Source organism: Nostoc sp. DedQUE12b (assembly GCF_034530835.1).
Taxonomy (GTDB): Bacteria; Cyanobacteriota; Cyanobacteriia; order Cyanobacteriales; family Nostocaceae; genus Nostoc.
This window is the reverse complement of sequence record NZ_JAVRCI010000046.1, coordinates 1-18,537: the sequence shown is the minus strand read 5'-3', so window position 1 is coordinate 18,537 and position 18,537 is coordinate 1. Positions and strand designations below refer to the sequence as shown.

Below are 18,537 nucleotides of genomic sequence, written 5' to 3'. Positions count from 1 at the left end.
TTCATTTACAAATTTGTTTTAATAATTAATTATACTTTCACCTTGCGAAATACTACTTGCTTTCTCTTCACTAGCCAAGCCAGGCTACCAGCAAGTATAGTACCAGCGATCGCACTTGGTTCGGGTACTGGTTTCGATATAATAGCACCAGGGTTCAATATCAAAGTACCAGAGTTGATAGTTATGTTGCCTGCTGAACCTGAATTATGGCTACCACTGTTAATTTGCCCAGAATTGCCGCTGGTGCTAATGGGAATCGTTACCTGACTACCACTTATTACGACAACGTTATCGGCTGTAACAGTCAAACTACCTGCTGCTTCTGAATTATTGCTACTAGCGTTAATTCGCAGGCTGCCAGTAGAGATAGTTAAATTGCCGCTAGAGCTTGTTAAATTGCCGCCAATGGTGATGCTATTTAAAACGTTTACATTACTATCATCGATTCCTGTTAGTCCACCCTTGATCGCTAAATTCTCGCTGTTGATAATGCTATTGATAAGTGTTAAGTTACCATCTATATTCACATTGTCACCGCTGATGGTGCTATTGGTAAACGTTAGATTACTAGAATTGTAAGCGTTGATATTACCAGCGATCGCAAGCCCAGAAAGTGTAACATTCGCGGCGTTAATGTCTAACACGGGGAAGTGATTATTGCTACTGATGGTAAGTAAGTTAGCACCTGGGCCATTAATGGTGAGATTTTTGGCAATTGTAAGTGCCCCACTTTTCAGTGTAATTGTACTAGGATTACTGCCCAATAAGAACTCTACTACGTCATTGCTAGCTGCAATGTTGATAGTGTCTCGCAACGAGCCGACGCCACTATCATTGAGATTGTTAACCACCAAGGTAGCAGCTTGTGCTGATTCCACTTGCATTATCACCCAACCCAGAGCAACGACTGTGGAAATAGCTTGAGCGATCGCCTTTTTTTTATTATTTTTTGTCACCTAAAACTCCTCGGATTAATTTTTCAAAATTACAAAAGTCTGGGATATTATTCTTACTATCTTTTAACTGAATATTAATCATCTTTATTGACTAATTTTTGTTGGCTTTAGCCATGCAAAAACCTGCGTAACCGTTAAATTCAGTTGCAAAAAGTCAGGTACAGGCAAGACTTCATCCCCAGTTATCTCTATAGGTTGCTGCCCTGGCAAAAATACTAATACTAAGCGTTCATTGGGATCGAGCAACCATCCTAATCGAGTACCGTGTTTTAGACAGTGAAGAATATTTATAATTACCTTGGTTGTATTCTGTTCTGGTGAAAGAATTTCAATTGTCCAATCAGGATAAATTCCAAAGGTATTTTCAATTTCCCCATTAGCATCAAAGGGAATCCGTTCCCAAGTAAATACACTCACGTCTGGTACAATCGAACGTCCGCCAAATGTGCAGCGTAATACTGGAAAAGCCAAGGCAATTTCTTGTTCTTCAGCAATTTGACTAATTGCGTTACAAAGTTTTAGTTGTAGGCGGGAATGTTTGCCTTGTGGTATTGGTTTCTGGTAGATACGACCATCGATAAATTCACTAGCAGGTTCTGTTTCTGGCAGTTTGAGGAACTCTGCTAAAGAGATAGATTTGTGCAGCGTGTTTGTCATAGCTGTGCAAATGCCATATTTGATTGGAATCTTAGCATTTTCTGTCCTGGGATTTTAGGTAGCGAGTTTATTTTCCTTGATGTTGCTGCTTACCTGAAAAAAAAATAGCTCTAAGCTTTGGTTAGAATTTGTATTGATAAGTTTTGCTTAAGCTGTAGTAACGATCGCATAAATGTTTGCACAAATAGATAAGCTTTGGTAACGAAACAGGTTGTATTGGTAACAAAACAAGTTGTGTCGTTATCAACGGATAAGCATTCGTCACGAAACAAGTTGTGTTGTTACCAACGGATAAGCATTCGTCACGAAACAAGTCGTGTTGGTAACGAAGAGACAAGCTTGGTAAAGATAACAACTTTATTTATAACGATAGCTTCTGTGTTTTTGTCCTGTGCTTTAGTTCAATATGTAGTTGCGATCGCAGTAGCAACAGCCGTCAATGTTACAGTTACCATAAATTCACTACAAATTGAGTTTACGTATATTTATTTCAATTCACACCAATAATATGACGCAAAAGCTAGGTGATGATTACTGATATAATTTAGTTTTTGAACCCGCGCAGGCGGGTAAAGTCTCGTGTAGCTGTGACTTCCAGTCGCCAAGACATTAGAAGTTAAAACAAATGGTGCGTTAGCCAAAGACTAATGCACCCTACGAAAATATCTAAAACCTAATTATGAATTAACAATTTTTAATTAGAAGCTGCCTGTTCTGCAACATTACGAATTATCTCCTCCAGCGTTTGCAATAACTCTTGCTCGTTATAAGGTTTAGAAAAGTAAGCCCGCGCCCCCAATTGCATAGCTAGTTGCCGATGTTTATTGCTGCTACGAGAAGTCAGCATAGCAACTGGAATATTTTTTGTATCAACGTCTGAATTTACCTTACCTAAAAAGCCATAACCATCAAGGCGAGGCATTTCAATATCGCAAATTACTGCTTCCACTTTTAATCCACTATGGAGTTTTTCTAAGGCATCTTGACCATCTTTAGCTTGCTCTACTTGATAGCCTCCTTTTTCAAGAGTCAGAGCTAAAAAGCGGCGTACATTAATCGAATCATCTACGATTAAAATTGTGCCTTTCTGCTTAATAGATGCTGCTGATATTTTCTCTTCATCAAATATCAGGAACGGTGTTTTTAACCTTGCTGATGGTAATTGAGTTCCTCTCGGTGTCTTTTTATTTGTAGCAATCCAATACAGCAACTCATTAACATTAACTAGTGGCACTACTCGACCATCACCGAGAATTGTGCAGTTGCTGAAGCCTTCAGGTAAAGGTATATTTCCTTCGACTTGGCGAATCGCAACTTCTTGTTCACCCCAGCAACGATCTATTTGGATTGCTACTGACTGATTATTACCTTTGACTACTAACACGCTGTTAGTACTAATGGCTGCCGGAATTTCCAACTCTGCGCTATCGTAGCGTAGGCAATTAAACTCTAAATAACGAGTTAAGCGAATCAGCGGCAGCATGGTTCCTTGCCAATTTAAAACTTCGCTACCAGCCATTTCAAAAACTCGCTCGTCTTGGAGTAAAGATATTTCTGAAATAACATCTGTGGGAAATGCCAATAGAATTTTATTGATTTCTACCAGCAGAACTCGGGCAACGGAAAGTGTAAAGGGTACTGATAAGGTGAAGGTAGTACCAACTCCTGGTTCCGTATCAACTTTCACATCTCCTCGAATTAGTTTGAGGTTGTTGCGAACTACATCCATACCGACACCGCGGCCAGATAATGCTGTGACTTGTTCGGAGGTGGTAAAACCTGGCTCAAAAATTAGTGATAATAATTCTTCATCACTAGCATTAGCCAGTAAAGAAGCATCCAATCCCATAGCTAAAGCGCGGGTGCGAATTTTCTCTAAAGAAATGCCCCAACCATCATCACGGATGGTGATGATGGTGCGATTACTGCGGTGAGTAGCTGTAATTTCAATTAATCCTTGTTCTGGTTTACCCAAAAGGCGACGCGTGGCAGAGTCTTCGATACCATGATCGAAAGCGTTCCTTAACAAGTGCATTAAAGGTTCGTTTAAAGCTTCTAAAATGCTGCGTTCAATTAAAGTGTTGCCACCTTCAATTTTTAACTGAACATTTTTGCCATACTCGACATTTAAATCGCGTAAAGCTCTGGGAAAACGTTCGACTAAATCGGACAGCGGCCGCATTCGGATGTGATTTAGCTTTGTTTGTAACTGTTTCGATGTTTTGTTTAGTTTACGAGCAATATGGTCTGTATCATCTACACTGAGTTGCACATCTGTTGTGACTTCCTGTACCTGAACAATGGTTTCCATAACTTCCTGCGATCGCAGGTTTAATTCGTTATAGCGATCCATTTCTAAGGCATCAAATTCTGTGTTTGTACCTTGTACTTGGTGGCCATGTTCAGGTTGTAGCTGTGAGGTAGCTTGAGTAGAAATTTTGTCGGAAACTATACGTAATTCCTGGTTTTCGCGGTCGAGAATTTGAACTCGCTGGTTGAGGTTGCGAACGAGTTTGCGTAATCTTTCTAATTGCGAGTTTAAGCCATTTCGTTGAACAATCAGTTCGCCAAATAAATCATTAATTTGCTCTAGCTGTTTGCTAGGAACTCGGACGCTATTTTCATGAATTTCTCGTTCTTTACCAACGGCAACTGGCTCTCCTTTGCCTTCGCTCAATTTGGCATCTGGAGGATTCTCTTCTTTAGCAAATATTGTATTGTGTTCAGTTACATTGACAGAATTTACATCATCAGCAACTTCTGCATCTACAAATGTAAAATTGGCTGCAATTGCTTCATCTTTGACCCAAGTTTCTGGAGTTATTTCTGCTTGCCAAACAGCTGTTGACGCTACTTCTGTGTCGATGACATCTGTAGGTAGAAGTTGTGGTATGACTTCTGCTGGTAATAGTAGCTGGGATTGGGTAGAGCTACCCAAATCAATTTTTGTAGGCAAGTTATCTAATTGATTTGTCAGCACCAAAGCTTGCGATCGCCGCCATGCTTGCAATGCTAACTGGGCAATTTCGGGAATGCGTTCGCTACTAACAGTTTCCAAATGCTGCGTTACCGACTGACAAAGCTTGCTAAAAGCTGGCAACTGGAGCATTTCCCCTAAACCGCCTAATTCCGCTGCCAGGATCGCAATTTCTTCATGCAATCCGCCTTGTTCGGTATCTGCCAATATAGATTCTAGACGCTGCAAACACTCTTCTACTTCTGTGGCAAACAGCAAGGGGATAACGTCTTGCCCGTCCTCTGGGGATAGCATAGTTGAGGCATCTTCTGGGGTGGGGTCGCCCAAGCGATCATGCAACTCATCGAAGATGGGATAACAAAAAGTTGCTAACCACTGATCTTCGACAACATTCCCTTCTGCAAGCAATTCCACAATTTGACGCAGCCAGTCAACTCCAGATAGCAATAAACTTTGCAGCTGAGTATCAATTTCTAAAGAATTTTTTTTAGTTTTTAAAACTTTAAAGGAATCTTCCAGACGGTGAGATAAATCACTTAGCGATTTAAATCCCATCATCCCCGCGCCACCTTTAATAGAATGAGTGGCTCGGAGTGCAGCATTGATTTTATCTAAATCGATGCGGTTACTAGTATCGATTTCTAGCAATACCCCTTCTAAGGTATTCAAATAATCTGTCGCTTCTTCCAGAAACTGCATCTGGATTTCTAATTCTTTGTCTTGTAGCATGGTTTTTGTCCTTAGTCATTGGTCATTGGTCACTTGTACTGAGCGCAGCCGAAGTATTGGTCATTAGTCATTAGTCATTGGTCATTGGTCATTAGTAAAAGGACAAAGGACAAATGACAACAGACAAATAACAAAAGTCATTCGTCACTTGTACTGAGCGTAGTCGTTGGCGTAGCCTCTCGTAGAGAAGTATTCATCACTAGCAAATCGCAAAGGACAAAAGACAAATGACAAATGACAAACTTAACTAACTTTGAAAGCCTCGACAGTCTCTTGCAACTGCTGGGAAATATCCACAGTTTGTTGCAGAGATTCGGAAACTTGGTGAGATGAATCGCTGGTACGTTGTGATATAGCAGCAATATCTTTCATCAATTGGCTAACACTTTGTGATGTTTCAACCTGAGATGCAGTTGCAGTAGAAATCGACTGCACTAAGGAGTCGATTTGAGAAGATACATCCAAAATTTCACTCAGACTTTGTTTAGCCTCCTCCACAATTCGAGTACCTTCTACCACTTGGGTAGTGCCTATTTCCATTGCTTGCACTACTTCACTGGTTTCTCGTTGGATATTTTCAACAATTTGTTCAATTTCTTGGGTTGCGGCGGCACTCCTGACTGCTAGTTCGCCGACTTCTTCAGCAACAACAGCAAAACCTTGACCTTCTTCACCCGCACGTGCTGCTTCGATGCCGGCGTTAATGGCAAGCAGGTTGGTTTGAATCGCGATTTGGTTAATTAAGGACACTACGCGAGAAATTTGTTGCGAAGACTCTCCCAAGCGTTTCACTTTCTTAGCAGTTTCACCCACAGTTTCCCGCAAAGAGAGGATATTTTGTACTGTCAAATCCATCGCGTGTCCACTGTTGGTAGCAGTGTGAGCAGCATGGTTAGCAATGAAGGCAGCTTTTTCGGCACTTTCAGCTACGGCTTTCATGGATTGGGTCATTTGGTCAACAGCATCAAGGGTGCGGTTGATTTCGGCAGCTTGGGTTAGCGCTTCTTCTGCTAGGTGGCGGATAGCTCCTTCGTTAGAGCCAATGGCACTATTGACATGGATGGCAGCTTGTTTAACTTGGGTAACAATATCCCGGAGGCTTTCCACAATGGAGTTGAAGAAGTCGGCAACAGTACCAATTTCTCCAGCAGTTACGTCTGCACGCACTGTCAAATCGCCTCTGGCTGCACCTTCTACGTCATTGAGTAGTTGTAAAAGTTGTTGTTGCAGTGTTTCGTCTGACCCACTTATAGTTACATTTCTAACTTTTTCTATCTCTTCTAATAACTTGGCTTGTTCTAAGGCATAGCCGACTTGAGTTGCTATCTGTTGAAACAAGTCAATTTCCGGCTGTTGCCAAACACGGGGAGTTTCGCAATGATGAGCAATTAATAAGCCTAAAAGTTTTTCTTGGGCAAGAATCGGTACGATTAAATGACCTTTGACAGCAAATTTTTCCAACAGTTGGATGTAACTGTCGGCATTTTTCAGGCTTTGGTCTTGATGAATATTGGCAACCGCTTGCACTTCTCCATCGCGATCGCTTTCTAGATAATGTTCTCGAAAATAAGGGTCGTCAATTTGCACTCCCAGCATTTCCGGCCAATTACCTGTTACCGATTCCGCAACGACAACGCCAGTCGAAGTACCTGGATTCAGACTATAAATGATTACCCGGTCTGTTTTGAGGATTCGCTGAACTTCTTTGACTGCGGCGTGATAAATATCTTCAGTTTTGAGAATTTTCCGAATCCGTAGGGTAATATCTGCTAGTAATTTTGCCCCTTCAACGTCTAGTTCCTGTTGCTGTTCTTTAACTAAGACCTGCAATTGTTCAGCCATTAGGTTGATATTTGCACTCAATATCCCTAATTCGTCTTCTCTTTCAATTTCCAGACGGGTATTAAATTTACCTTGACCTAACTTTGCTAATGCCGCACTGGCATTGAGAATTGGCTGTGTAGTCAGTCTAGCTAACCGAGATGCGATCGCACCCACAATCAAGGCTGTCCCTGCTGTACCGATGGCTATAATCCACAACAATTGTCTTTGCGGCTCAAATACAGTTGCGGTGTCTGTAGCTAAAAGTACCTGCCAGTTTAAATTAGGTAAGCCATCTATCGTACTAGCTGGTACATAGCTGACTAGTTCTTGTTTTTTGTGAGTTTTGGGAACTTCTATAAAACTATTTGCCTTTCTAGCTGCTAGCAGCTTAGGTAAATTAGAATACTCTCCCTTTGCCTCTTTCCCCAATAATTCCTTTTGGGGACTCAAGAAAACTGTTCCTGAAGCATCAAGCAAATGGTATTGTTGTCCGTTGGCTACGTAGTTTTTGATAACTTCCTCTAAAGATTTTACGGGCATACGTGCTTGTACCACGCCAATAGTTTGTCCCGTTCTTGTCTCTTTCACAGGTGCAGCTAGATAAATACTCACGACACCAGTATTTGCTGCTTCCGGTTTGCTGATGACAGGAGTATCTTTTTGTAAAGCGTCTTGAAAATAGGTGCGGTCTTTTGGATTTTCCAGGGGTTCGCCTGTAGACTGGACAATCAAGTTACCTTGGCGATCGAAAACAGCAATACCGTCATAGGCTTTGTAGGCTTCGACAACCCGATCTAAAACTGCTTGTTTTTCTTGAGTACTAATACTAGCTTGAGAATTTGTCAAAAATAGCAAGTTTGATATTACCTGAATATCTCCGTAGCGCCCCAGCATAAAGCGGTTAACTTTATCACTCAAACCAGTGGCTTCGGCTTGTTGAGATTGAGTAATTTGCTTAGTAATAGATTTATTAGCAAAACCAAAAGCGATCGCACCGATGCCCAAAACTGGTATTGTACCGATTGCGATCGCTAAAATAGTCGCTTTCTTAACTAATCCCAGCCTTGTAAAATAGGCAATACCCTGATTCAAAGAAGAATTATTCACACTTTTATTATTTAGCTTATTTGGTAGCTTTACTACAGTTCCAATAGCTTTTTGAGATGAAATCAGTGATGCTCGATTTTGAACGCTATTACCTTGATTCGTGTTTGTTTTATTAAACATAAAATCATTTCTCCTAAATATGTGAATAAGAACACTAAAAAGCTTTTTTTAGTAGTACACCCTAATCACTACGGAGAATAGAAGACTGGACAATTGCCTGTGCATCTAATACCAGTAATATTTCTTCTTGTTGCACAACGCACCCACATAAATAAGGAACTAAACTGGATGTCACTTGTCCTATAGGAGAATGAATATCATCAACTATGAACTTGGTTGTACCTTTTATTTCTTGTACAACTAATCCCAACACCAATGATTCCACTTGGATAACGATCACATTGTATTGTCGCAGTCGATAATCTAGAGATTCTAAATTGAGCATTCTTGGTAAATCAACTACCCAAATTATCCGACTCCGCCAATTCATTAATCCTAATATGCAGGATGGCATATTCGGTATTGACGTAATAGATTCAACAGGCACAAGAATTGCTTCTTGCGTATGCCTCATTGATAAAACAGCAGTAGTTTGTTGATTTAGCTGAAACTTTAGATAACTATCTGCTAAATTATTCGGGATTGGTTTTGAAGAAAGAGTAATGTTTGTACTAGTCATTGATTCAAATTACCACTGATTTAATAGTACGTAGAAGATGTTCGCGGGTGTAAGGTTTAGTTATATAGGCATCTGCACCTTGTCTCATTGCCCACAAACGGTCAATTTCTTGATTTTTAGAACTACAAACTACAATCGGCACTTTTGCAGTAATTGGATTTCTTCTCAGAGAACGACACAATTCAAATCCACTCATTTCTGGCATTACTACATCAGTAACGATCGCATCTGGTTTTTCTAACACAGCTTTTTCTAAACCCTCTTTTGCACCACTTGCTTTAATTACGTTGTAACCACTCTCTTTGAGATAATGGCTCATTAATTCCAATTCGCTGGGAGAATCTTCTACAATCAAAATTGTGCCAAGCAAAGTCAGGCTCACTATCAAATCTCCTAAAAAAATAAATTAAACATATTTTGTTATTTTTATTTGCCTTATTTCAATCAACCAAGATGCTTAAAAACCATTTTTAGCAATTCTGATTGTGTAAAAGGCTTGGTCAAATATCCTGACGATCTGACCATTTTAGCCTTTGCTCTGTCGATAAATCCTGTTCTACCAGTTACCATAATGATCGGTATATTTTTAAAAGCTGAATGTTTACGTAATAATGAACATAGTTCATAGCCATCTAAACTTGGCATTTCAACATCTAGCAAAATCAGATCGGGCTTACTCCGTAAAATTTGCATTAAAGCTTTTACCGGATCGTTGATCATCACAACTGAAAATGTGTTTTCATCCAAAAAGTGCTTAATGGAATTTAGAACAGTTTGGCTATCATCAATGCAGGCAATTGTATATAGTTTTTTGCCAACAATTGGCTGAGTAGTTTTATTATTCTCAGGAAGATCAAAATTGATCGGGATTGGCAATTTTTGCCCAATTTTTATTTGCAGTTGCGGCTGAACTTGAGATGTTTGTGTTACAGATAACACTTGGGAACTCCCACCAGCCGGAATTGATGACTGAATGTTTTGCCGATTTCGTAACTGTTTTTGACAGTGTTCAACAAGCAACCGTAAATCCAGGTGACAGAACTTTGGTAGTTCATCCAAAGAGCTTTCTGGACTGAATTCATAGCTACCTTCTTTTAAACACAGAAATGATTCCATTACTTCTTTTGCCAATTCGTCTATCAGGCTTCCTGCTTGCACAGAGGTAATATAGTCCTGATTTACTAACCAACAAATAGCTTGGTAATCTGCATTTGGTATTGATTGATGTTCATTTTTAGTCTCAAACATCAGCCGCATCTGTACACGAGTGGCACTGTTGAGAGCAGGAATTTGCTGGCTCAAACGCCGTAAGTGACTGTCAAGGCGCTCAAATAGTTTATCTGAATAGGAGGCATAAGTAAGTTTACCGTCCTCTAGATAGATTGACCAAGAAACTATCCCGGTAAATACGCTTAAGCAACCCGTAGCACGCCGACTTGTTAATTGTGCCAACAGAGATAGCGGATGTAGTTTCTGGAACAACCTGTAGCTACCTATAGGAGTTGTGCTCATTTTGCTTTTACTTCAGCTAAAATTCGATACGTGTAAGCTAAATTCGTGTAAAGTTATTCCACAATTAAAATCAAGTAAAAAGCATTAAACTTTCGGATTTTAAAGTACATCTGTTTACATCTAGATTTGTGGTGGAACTCAACGAGAGTAGCGTTATTTTCAGACGAGCAAATCTTAGTAAATTCGTAAATCGTAATTAATCTACTTAGTGTTACTGAGATTTATCAACATCTTTCGAGAAATAAGACATAAAAATGTCAAGACTAGATGAAGCCACTTTCCATTGAGTAACCCTAATCTGACCACAGGAATAATACTGATTTTATTGATGTAATATCTTTTGATTTATGTATTTACACTTAAGTAAAACTTAGTTTTTAAACAAGTAAGCACTGAATGAAGCCACTTTGCATTGAGTAACTTCAAATTGACCACAGTAACAATACTTATTTATTGAAAGCTATAAATGTATTTTTTGTTATTTGCATTTAAGAACCTAGATCAAACAGAATGCAAAACTTATTTTTTGCAAAGTGTTTTACCGCCGAGAGTAGGGTACTGAAAGGACTCGGAATGATACGTTATGTCCCCGACACATCCTACCTACGAAAATTGTAGGTTATTAAATCCACTAGGACTTATGCACTTTCGCACATTTACTATCATCTGGAAAACAGACTATTAAGCTAAAAGTCTTTCCCTGCCTTGTTCACAGGCGCAGCACACCACAAATAATTTTTCAAATATCCTCTTATATCTGAAGCTATGCTGGCGAAACATATTTTTATTTAAACGATATTTAAATAGGCTGCCAACTATCCTTGAAGTTTTAACTCAAGTATAAGTACCAGCCTAGATAAGGCAATTCAATTTATTAAAAGTGCGGATGAAAGGACTTGAACCTTCACTCCTTTCGGAACTAGAACCTAAATCTAGCGCGTCTGCCAATTTCGCCACATCCGCATCATCAGTTTATTATCATATCATAAGAAATTATTTTTGGAAATAGGGAATGAGGAAGAAGCAGGGGAGACGGGAGTAGATAAAGAAGCAGTTCTTGCTGGAAGCAAAGGGGAGAATAAAAAATTACCTCTTTCCTCTCTGCTCCCTACCCCTCTGCCTCTTCTCCATGCCCAATTACATAACTGCAACACGAGGCAGACGATGCTTGAATCCACAGAGAATTTCCCACGAAATAGTGTTTAATTGTTTTGCCCAGTCGTCTGCTGAAATTTGTTCTTTTCCCTGTTCTCCTAGTAAGGTGACTACTTCTCCTTCTTGGATATTGGGTATGGCACTCACATCCAGCATCAACTGATCCATTGTAATTGTCCCAATTTGCGACACCCGCTGACCGCGAATTAAGGCCTGCATTTTGTTGGAAAGGCTGCGAGGAACACCGTCAGCATAGCCAATTCCCACGACAGCGAGGCGAAGTTCACGTGGGGCAATAAATTTATGCCCATAGCTAACAGCTGTTCCTGCGGCAATTGTTTTAACTTGGGTGACTCGTGCCTTAAGTTGTAAAACAGGCTTGAGATCGATCGCATTTTGTAAATGGGTTGCTGGATAGAGTCCGTAAACAGCTAAACCTACACGCACCATATCGTAGTGCAATGCTGGATTTGTGAGTGCGGCGGCTGAGTTTGCCAAATGCAGGCAAGGTACTTCAATTCCTATTGCTTTGATTTGAGCGATCGCATCCTCAAATCGTTTATGCTGTTCTTCCATTGCCGTGGTATCAGGATCGTCTGCTGTCGCCAAATGCGAATAAATACTGGCAATATCAAGATGTGGTAAGCGCTGCACTAATTGCACAAATTCACCAGCTTGCCGCCAATCAGTTCCCAACCTCGACATTCCTGTGTCTAATTTAATGTGTACGGGCACTGGAGAACCGTGATTCATCGATTCCAGAGTATCAGAAAATACTAAAGCTTGTTTAGGGCTACAAAGCGTGGGCTGAAGTTTCCATTGGGCGATCGCGTGAATCTGCTCTAGTGTATGAGTTGCCCCTAAAATCAAAATGGGCGCTTGAATCCCGCCTTCTCGCAATTGAATAGCTTCTGGAACTGTAGCCACTCCCAGCCAACTAGCTCCCGATTGGATGGCAATTTGGGCGACTGTTACTGCTCCATGTCCATAGGCATCAGCTTTTACTACTGCCATCAACTGAGTACGCGGCGATAAAAACTGCACCAATTGCTTTACATTGTACGACAACGCCTCTAAATCAATTTCTACCCAAGTTCGTTGCGAAAACCACGCGTAAGTATCGCACTGCTGATTGGGAACTACACCTGGGATTTGTTTGCGACTTAACATTTGTACTGACTCCTATCCCGCCACGGCTAAACTTGCAAGTTATCTATCTATACACGCTCCTAAAAGCGAGATCAGATTAAATAGGAAGTTTAACCTTCAGATTGGAAATGATACAAGATGTTGCGGCGCTAAAGTAAAAGTTAAGAGTTATGAGTGAGAAGTAAATCTTATGGATCGACTTTTCACTCCGTTCTTCTCTACAAAACGTTGCATGATTTCGTCAGTCTAAGTAAGAAGTAATAAATTTTACTTTCAACTTCTAACTCCTCACTCCTAACTTTTTACTCATAACTTAATTTCCCAATTCTTCCGAAAGTATAATTTCTTCTCATCTCCCTAGCAGGGTGTATTTGTGTTAATATATTGTAAAACTCATACCCTGAGCGCAAATAATGGGGAAGGTTTTAGTCTTAAACGCCTCTTACGAACCTCTCAATATAACGAGTTGGCGTCGTGCTGTAGTTCTTTTAATCAAGGGCAAAGCAGAACGCGTGGAACACAACGGTAAATTTCTGTACACGGATTTCCCGTTGCCGACCGTGATCCGGTTGCGTCATTATGTACGCGTTCCTTATAAAGAAATCCCTTTAACTCGCCGAAATATATTGCACCGTGATGGTCATGCCTGTCAATACTGTGGTTACACAGGGGATGAATTGACACTAGACCATGTAATACCGCGATCGCGCGGCGGAGGCGATACTTGGGAGAATATTGTTACCGCTTGTGTCCGTTGCAATGTCAAAAAAGGCAGTCGGACTCCCCACGAAGCTCACATGCCTTTGCGTCATCCCCCGCGCCAACCTTATAGCAGTCTCTATTTCGAGGTCAGCAAACATCTTAAGAGTGGACTGCATACAGAGTGGCAAAAGTATGTTATAGGTCTTTGAGCCAAATATCAGAGGAGCAAAGGAGAAAGCAGAAATACCCTCTTTCTTGGGGAAATAGCCAATAACTTTAGTTATGGAGTGTTAAAAAATTGGCGGCTATATGGCTTGCAACGAAGGCAATTGATCAACTATCAAGCTTTTAAATTTGTTGTATGTATATAGAGTTTCCCTTTTGCTCTTTACTCCCCCTGTATTTTGCCCTTTTCTATTGGACTTTACTCTAAATTTTCAAAATTTTCAAAGGGGATAGTAAACACGCGTTGTTCATGAAAAATAATTGTTAATTGCTCAATAGTCACAATAATGAGAATATTAAGCATAAGAATATTTCAAATATCAAGGACTAATTCCAAAGTATAAGATAGAAAGTATACCCTAAGTTAGATAAAAATCCGGTTAATTCAATTCACGAAAGAGAACAAAACTCCTAAAACATATTTATCCTGCTAGATACAGCCCGATATCTTAAACTTCCTTGCTGTATCCCCTTTAGTGAAAGTTAGTTGATTGTTAAGCGCTGTTACTGACAAGAAATATACTTAGATGTATAGTGCAATGTCTTGAGATTTTTGCGAAGATCGTAATTAATGTGGCTAAATTCAGTGAATTGCTGCTCGTAGTATTTCTGAATTAAAGGAGCCTCACACTTTAAAAAAGTTCCCTATGTATTTTAATTCTCCCGTTACTCAGTTTGAGAGTTTGTCGTTGACCACAGAGCCAAACCCAGAGGAACCTGAAATCGAGAAAGCGCCAGTGGAAGTTGCATTTAAAAGCCCGTCATTACCGCCATCGGTAAGCGATGGGGCTATATATCTCAGTCAGCGTGGTAATTCTCTGGCACAACAAAAGTCAGAAGAACTGCAAAAAACCCTTTTGGCACACCGACATGATCGCCAGCTGGTAATTCTGCAAGATTTTCCTGATCCTGATGCCCTTTCTTGTGCTTGGGCTTATCAGTTAATTGCCCAGCAATATGATATCAAATGTGAAATCATTTATGCTGGTGCATTGAGCCATCAAGAAAATATTGCCTTGGTAAGACTGACTAATTTACCAATCCAACGCTGGACAACGCAAACCTTGAAAACCAAAGATTTATCATGTTATCAAGGTTTTGTATTAATTGACAACCAGGGAACCACTTCGCAACTACTGTCAGCGGTGCAGCAGGCTGGAATTCCTTTAGTGGTACTCATCGACCATCACAGCATCCAAGGCGATCTGCACTCAGAGTTTGAGGATATCCGTCCTTATGTAAGAGCGACAGCAACAATTTTTACTCAATACCTCCAAACGGGATTATTAGCATTAGATAGCAGCATAAATCAACACGTCAAATGCGCTACTGCCTTGATGCATGGCTTGCGATCGGATACAAATCGGTTAATGCAAGCACAAGAAGAAGACTTTATGGCAGCGGCGTATTTAAGCCGATTTTATGATGCCCAATTGCTAAACGCTATTTTACAGGCGAACCGTTCCAAGCGGGTAATGGATGTAATCGAGCGATCGCTAAAAAATCGCATTGTCCAAAATAACTTTTCCATTGCAGGTGTTGGTTACTTACGCTACGAAGACCGTGACGCCATCCCCCAAGCGGCTGATTTTCTTGTCACCGAAGAAAACGTCCACACCGCCGTAGTTTACGGCATTGTTCACGATGAAGACGAAGAACTAGAAATAGTCATTGGCTCCCTGAGAACCAGCAAACTGACCCTTGACCCCGATGAATTCATCAAAGAAGCCTTTGGACAAGATAGTGCAGGGCGCTTTTTCGGCGGTGGAAGGACAAGCGCAGGCGGCTTTGAAATCCCGATGGGCTTCTTATCTGGCAGCAACGAAAATTCTGCTTATGCGAAAATGAAATGGGAAGTATTCGACGCTCAAATTAAGCAAAAACTGCTGAGGTTAGTGAATCCTAGAGACAACCCGATTCAATCAGAATAGAGGGAGATAAAGGAGATGGGGCGAACTCCTAACTCGTGCAGCAGTCAAAGTGTTTGGTCAGATAATATCCCTAAGTCATTCCTCATAAACAAAATTCCCGACTTTCCTCAAAAGTTGGGAATTTTAGTCTTTTCACATAGGCTGAACTAATTGAGGATGTAGTTCGTGACTAATGTTAAGTAGGTAGGCAGAAATAAAATTAAATCGCACCTACCTATTTTATTTGTGAAGAAGGAACGCCATGAACTCTATAGAATTGCAAATGTTACAAACTCTGTATGAGCAAGATTTTTATGCGTGGGTAGAGCAGACAGCAGAGCTTTTGCGATCGCAGCACTGGGACACGCTGGATTTAGAACACTTAATTGAGGAAGTGGTGGACTTGGGTAAGAGTCAACAACGGGCGTTGCAAAGTGCGTTGCGGTTAGTCTTATCGCATTTGTTGAAGTGGAAGTATCAACCAGAACGTCGTAGTCACAGTTGGCAAGTGACCATTACCCGTGAGCGACTGAATATAGATGAATTGCTGCAAGAGAGTCCTAGCTTGCGGAGTTTTTTAAATGATACCGAGTGGATAAATACTAACTATCAAAGAGCGCGGCGAGAGGCAATGGTGGAAACAAGTTTATCAGAGGATAGCTTTGCGATCGCTTGTGCGTTTTCTGTTGATGAGATTTTAGACTTAGACTTTTATCCTAACGCTGGCCAATAATCGTAAGCTTAATTACCCTATAACGACCGCTACGCATACTATAAATTGAGTAAATATACGGCTTCTATCTAGTATGATAAATGGCTATTACCATGGTAATCATGATTAGCCAATTTTATTTTTGATGGAAACTATAATTTTTCTTTGCAACGGTGAAGCAGAATATTACAGTGGGAAAGGAATCATTAAAAATAGTGAACTTCCTGGCTTGATAAAATCAGAAATTTCGGTGCATATTTCCCCTATTCTTCAAACCACTGAGTATCGAACAATTAAGGGGATAAAGTTACGAGTTCCAGAAGATAAAATGTACCATCCCAAGCAGGAGTATTTGAAACAGAGGTTTGATCAGTGTAAATGGTGTTCTACTATTTAATAATTCAAAACCATCTTCATTTTTCTAATAGGTATCAAAGATGACTCAGCAAGAGTTATCGAAACTTTTAACATTACTAGAACTACAAAAACAAGTAGTGTAAGTACCAATTAAAGAACGTTGGCATTTAGTTCAGTCTGTTCTAGCATCAATTCAACAAGAAACTCTATCGTCTATTCCTCTCAATTCCACCTTAGAACCTTTGACCGACCTTGACCCTTGGGCTCAGAGTTTAATAGGTGTAATCCAGCTAGGAGAAGAAAATCCGATAGAAACTTATGTTGATTATTTAGATTAAAAATACAGTTGAAGCGCGTGTTGTTTGACAGCAATGTGTTGCTCGATATTTTAGCGCTATCTGAGTGAATAGCTGAGACATAGCGTTAAAATCTGTATCAGTTCTGCTTTTTGAGAGACATAAGAATGACACAGCAAGAATTGTTCAATGAGTTTTTATCCCTTCCTGCGGAAGCACAGCGTCAAGTAATCGACTTTATTGCTTTTTTGCGACAAAGATATGCAGTAGTTGAATCTGCCTCTCAGTCGCCAGATATTGACTTGATAAATGATAGCTTTATTGGGATGTGGAGCGATCGCCAAGATTTAACTGATAGTACTGCTTGGGTACGTGATGTTAGACAAAATGAGTGGTCAAAGTTACTACATGACTAACTCAACTATCGTTGATACTGATATTCTAATTGATGCAGGTAGGGGTGTTCTCGAAGCAGTAAAGTGTTTGCAAAATCTGAAAGCGAGTTCTGGCTTGGCAATTAGCATAATCACACAAATGGAACTAATGGTTGGTTGTCGTAACAAAGCAGAACTACAAGCACTATAAAATTTCCTCAAGCAGTTTTACATCATTAAGATTGACCAGACTGTATCTGACACAGCAGTTGATTTATTGCGGTCTTATCGGCTAAGTCATGGCTTGCTTATTCCTGATAGTCTGATTGCAGCTACAGCAATAGTGGTGAATTACCCGTTTATCACAAAAAACCAACGGGATTACAGATTTATTCAAGGTTTAAACCTATTGCCATATCCATAAAACTTTAGACTACGTTGCATCGGGCAGATAGCAGATCAACGAATACGTAATCATGATTAAAGTTAGGATGGATTCATTAACATCAAACGTAACTCCTAACTAAGTACGGGTTACGACCCAGTACGCGAACAAAATTCAAAGTATGGAACTTTACTTAATTCGTCATGGCATCGCCGAAGACAAGGGATTAGGCATCAAAGATGAGGAGCGCAGCCTAACCAAGGAAGGAAGGCAAAAAACTGAGAAAGTTGCCCAAAAACTTGTTAAATTAGGTTTAAACTTTGATTTAATTCTCACCAGTCCCTTAGTGCGGGCCCGCCAAACTGCTGAAATCCTGATAGCAGAAAAATTAAGCTCCCAGTTAGAGGAATCTAGCCACCTCGCCCATGATGGTCAAATTTCTAGTTGGCTAAAAGACTGGTTAGAGCCAAGAAATTTTTCCCAAAATACCCAACTGGCGCTGGTTGGACACGAACCTGATTTAACCAATTGGGCAGAAATTCTCCTGTGGGGAGAAGTCAAAGAAAGTTTAGTCTTGAAAAAAGCAGGTATGATTGGGATAAAACTACCAGAAACTGGTTCTCCTTTGGGTCGGAGTCAGATGTTTTGGTTGACACCACCCAAGTACCTGCTATAACAGTTTTTCAACATTTTCGATTGTTGTTAGAACGGCTACTGTTATGGCGATAATAAATTTCTGGTAAGTTAGCTTGATCAGATATTTCACAAAGCAAATGGTGTTGCCATGATGGTGTGCGAATACAAGCCTGGTTTAGAAGGCATTCCCGCCGC

The 18,537-nt window shown here is 40.3% G+C and carries 14 protein-coding genes, 1 tRNA gene and 1 pseudogene; 7 read left to right on the top strand and 9 right to left on the bottom strand.

The window, feature by feature from the left end; all coding sequences use genetic code 11:
* Nucleotides 1-29 precede the first annotated feature (29 nt).
* The 9 genes from RMY16_RS21015 to alr form a co-directional block, all read right to left on the bottom strand.
* Nucleotides 30-956: a PEP-CTERM sorting domain-containing protein gene (locus RMY16_RS21015; protein WP_322738032.1), complete on the bottom strand. Its 927-nt coding sequence runs from the start codon at nucleotides 954-956 to the stop codon at nucleotides 30-32.
* Between the two features lie 84 nt (nucleotides 957-1,040).
* Nucleotides 1,041-1,613 (bottom strand): Uma2 family endonuclease, encoded by a 573-nt coding sequence (locus RMY16_RS21010; protein WP_322738031.1) that lies wholly within the window; start codon nucleotides 1,611-1,613, stop codon nucleotides 1,041-1,043.
* Between the two features lie 694 nt (nucleotides 1,614-2,307).
* Complete coding sequence (locus tag RMY16_RS21005) at nucleotides 2,308-5,319, bottom strand: hybrid sensor histidine kinase/response regulator (RefSeq protein ID WP_322738030.1); 3,012 nt, start codon at nucleotides 5,317-5,319, stop codon at nucleotides 2,308-2,310.
* A gap of 243 nt (nucleotides 5,320-5,562) precedes the next feature.
* Nucleotides 5,563-8,370 (bottom strand): methyl-accepting chemotaxis protein, encoded by a 2,808-nt coding sequence (locus tag RMY16_RS21000; protein WP_322738029.1) that lies wholly within the window; start codon nucleotides 8,368-8,370, stop codon nucleotides 5,563-5,565.
* Between the two features lie 61 nt (nucleotides 8,371-8,431).
* A complete protein-coding gene (locus tag RMY16_RS20995; RefSeq protein ID WP_194042956.1) occupies nucleotides 8,432-8,929 on the bottom strand; it encodes a chemotaxis protein CheW in 498 nt (165 codons plus the stop codon).
* Between the two features lie 4 nt (nucleotides 8,930-8,933).
* Nucleotides 8,934-9,311: a response regulator transcription factor gene (locus RMY16_RS20990; protein WP_069071198.1), complete on the bottom strand. Its 378-nt coding sequence runs from the start codon at nucleotides 9,309-9,311 to the stop codon at nucleotides 8,934-8,936.
* Between the two features lie 62 nt (nucleotides 9,312-9,373).
* A complete protein-coding gene (locus RMY16_RS20985) occupies nucleotides 9,374-10,441 on the bottom strand; it encodes a response regulator (RefSeq protein ID WP_322738028.1) in 1,068 nt (355 codons plus the stop codon).
* An 881-nt stretch (nucleotides 10,442-11,322) separates the two neighbouring features.
* Nucleotides 11,323-11,404 (bottom strand) — tRNA-Leu (locus tag RMY16_RS20980).
* A gap of 174 nt (nucleotides 11,405-11,578) precedes the next feature.
* Nucleotides 11,579-12,766 carry an alanine racemase gene (gene alr, locus RMY16_RS20975; protein WP_322738027.1) on the bottom strand — a complete coding sequence of 396 codons (1,188 nt, stop codon included), beginning with the start codon at nucleotides 12,764-12,766 and terminating at the stop codon, nucleotides 11,579-11,581.
* 392 nt (nucleotides 12,767-13,158) lie between these two features.
* On the opposite strand from alr, the gene RMY16_RS20970 reads away from it, so the two are divergent.
* The 7 genes and pseudogenes from RMY16_RS20970 (at nucleotide 13,159) to sixA (ending at nucleotide 18,382) form a co-directional block, all read left to right on the top strand.
* Nucleotides 13,159-13,656, top strand: coding sequence for an HNH endonuclease (locus RMY16_RS20970; RefSeq protein WP_094349059.1), 498 nt, complete (start codon nucleotides 13,159-13,161; stop codon nucleotides 13,654-13,656).
* 663 nt (nucleotides 13,657-14,319) lie between these two features.
* On the top strand, nucleotides 14,320-15,603 hold the full coding sequence (locus RMY16_RS20965) for a bifunctional oligoribonuclease/PAP phosphatase NrnA (RefSeq protein WP_322738026.1): 1,284 nt from the start codon (nucleotides 14,320-14,322) through the stop codon (nucleotides 15,601-15,603).
* Between the two features lie 241 nt (nucleotides 15,604-15,844).
* A complete protein-coding gene (locus RMY16_RS20960) occupies nucleotides 15,845-16,315 on the top strand; it encodes a DUF29 domain-containing protein (protein WP_322738025.1) in 471 nt (156 codons plus the stop codon).
* 799 nt (nucleotides 16,316-17,114) lie between these two features.
* Nucleotides 17,115-17,363 (top strand): hypothetical protein, encoded by a 249-nt coding sequence (locus RMY16_RS20955; RefSeq protein WP_322738024.1) that lies wholly within the window; start codon nucleotides 17,115-17,117, stop codon nucleotides 17,361-17,363.
* A complete protein-coding gene (locus RMY16_RS20950) occupies nucleotides 17,356-17,532 on the top strand; it encodes a hypothetical protein (protein ID WP_322738023.1) in 177 nt (58 codons plus the stop codon). The genes RMY16_RS20955 and RMY16_RS20950 overlap by 8 nt, the downstream gene beginning before the upstream one ends.
* Nucleotides 17,533-17,550: 18 nt before the next feature.
* Nucleotides 17,551-17,745, top strand: a pseudogene (locus tag RMY16_RS33090) (hypothetical protein); the annotation flags it as partial.
* Between the two features lie 142 nt (nucleotides 17,746-17,887).
* On the top strand, nucleotides 17,888-18,382 hold the full coding sequence (gene sixA, locus RMY16_RS20945) for a phosphohistidine phosphatase SixA (protein ID WP_322738022.1): 495 nt from the start codon (nucleotides 17,888-17,890) through the stop codon (nucleotides 18,380-18,382).
* Nucleotides 18,383-18,537 lie beyond the last annotated feature (155 nt).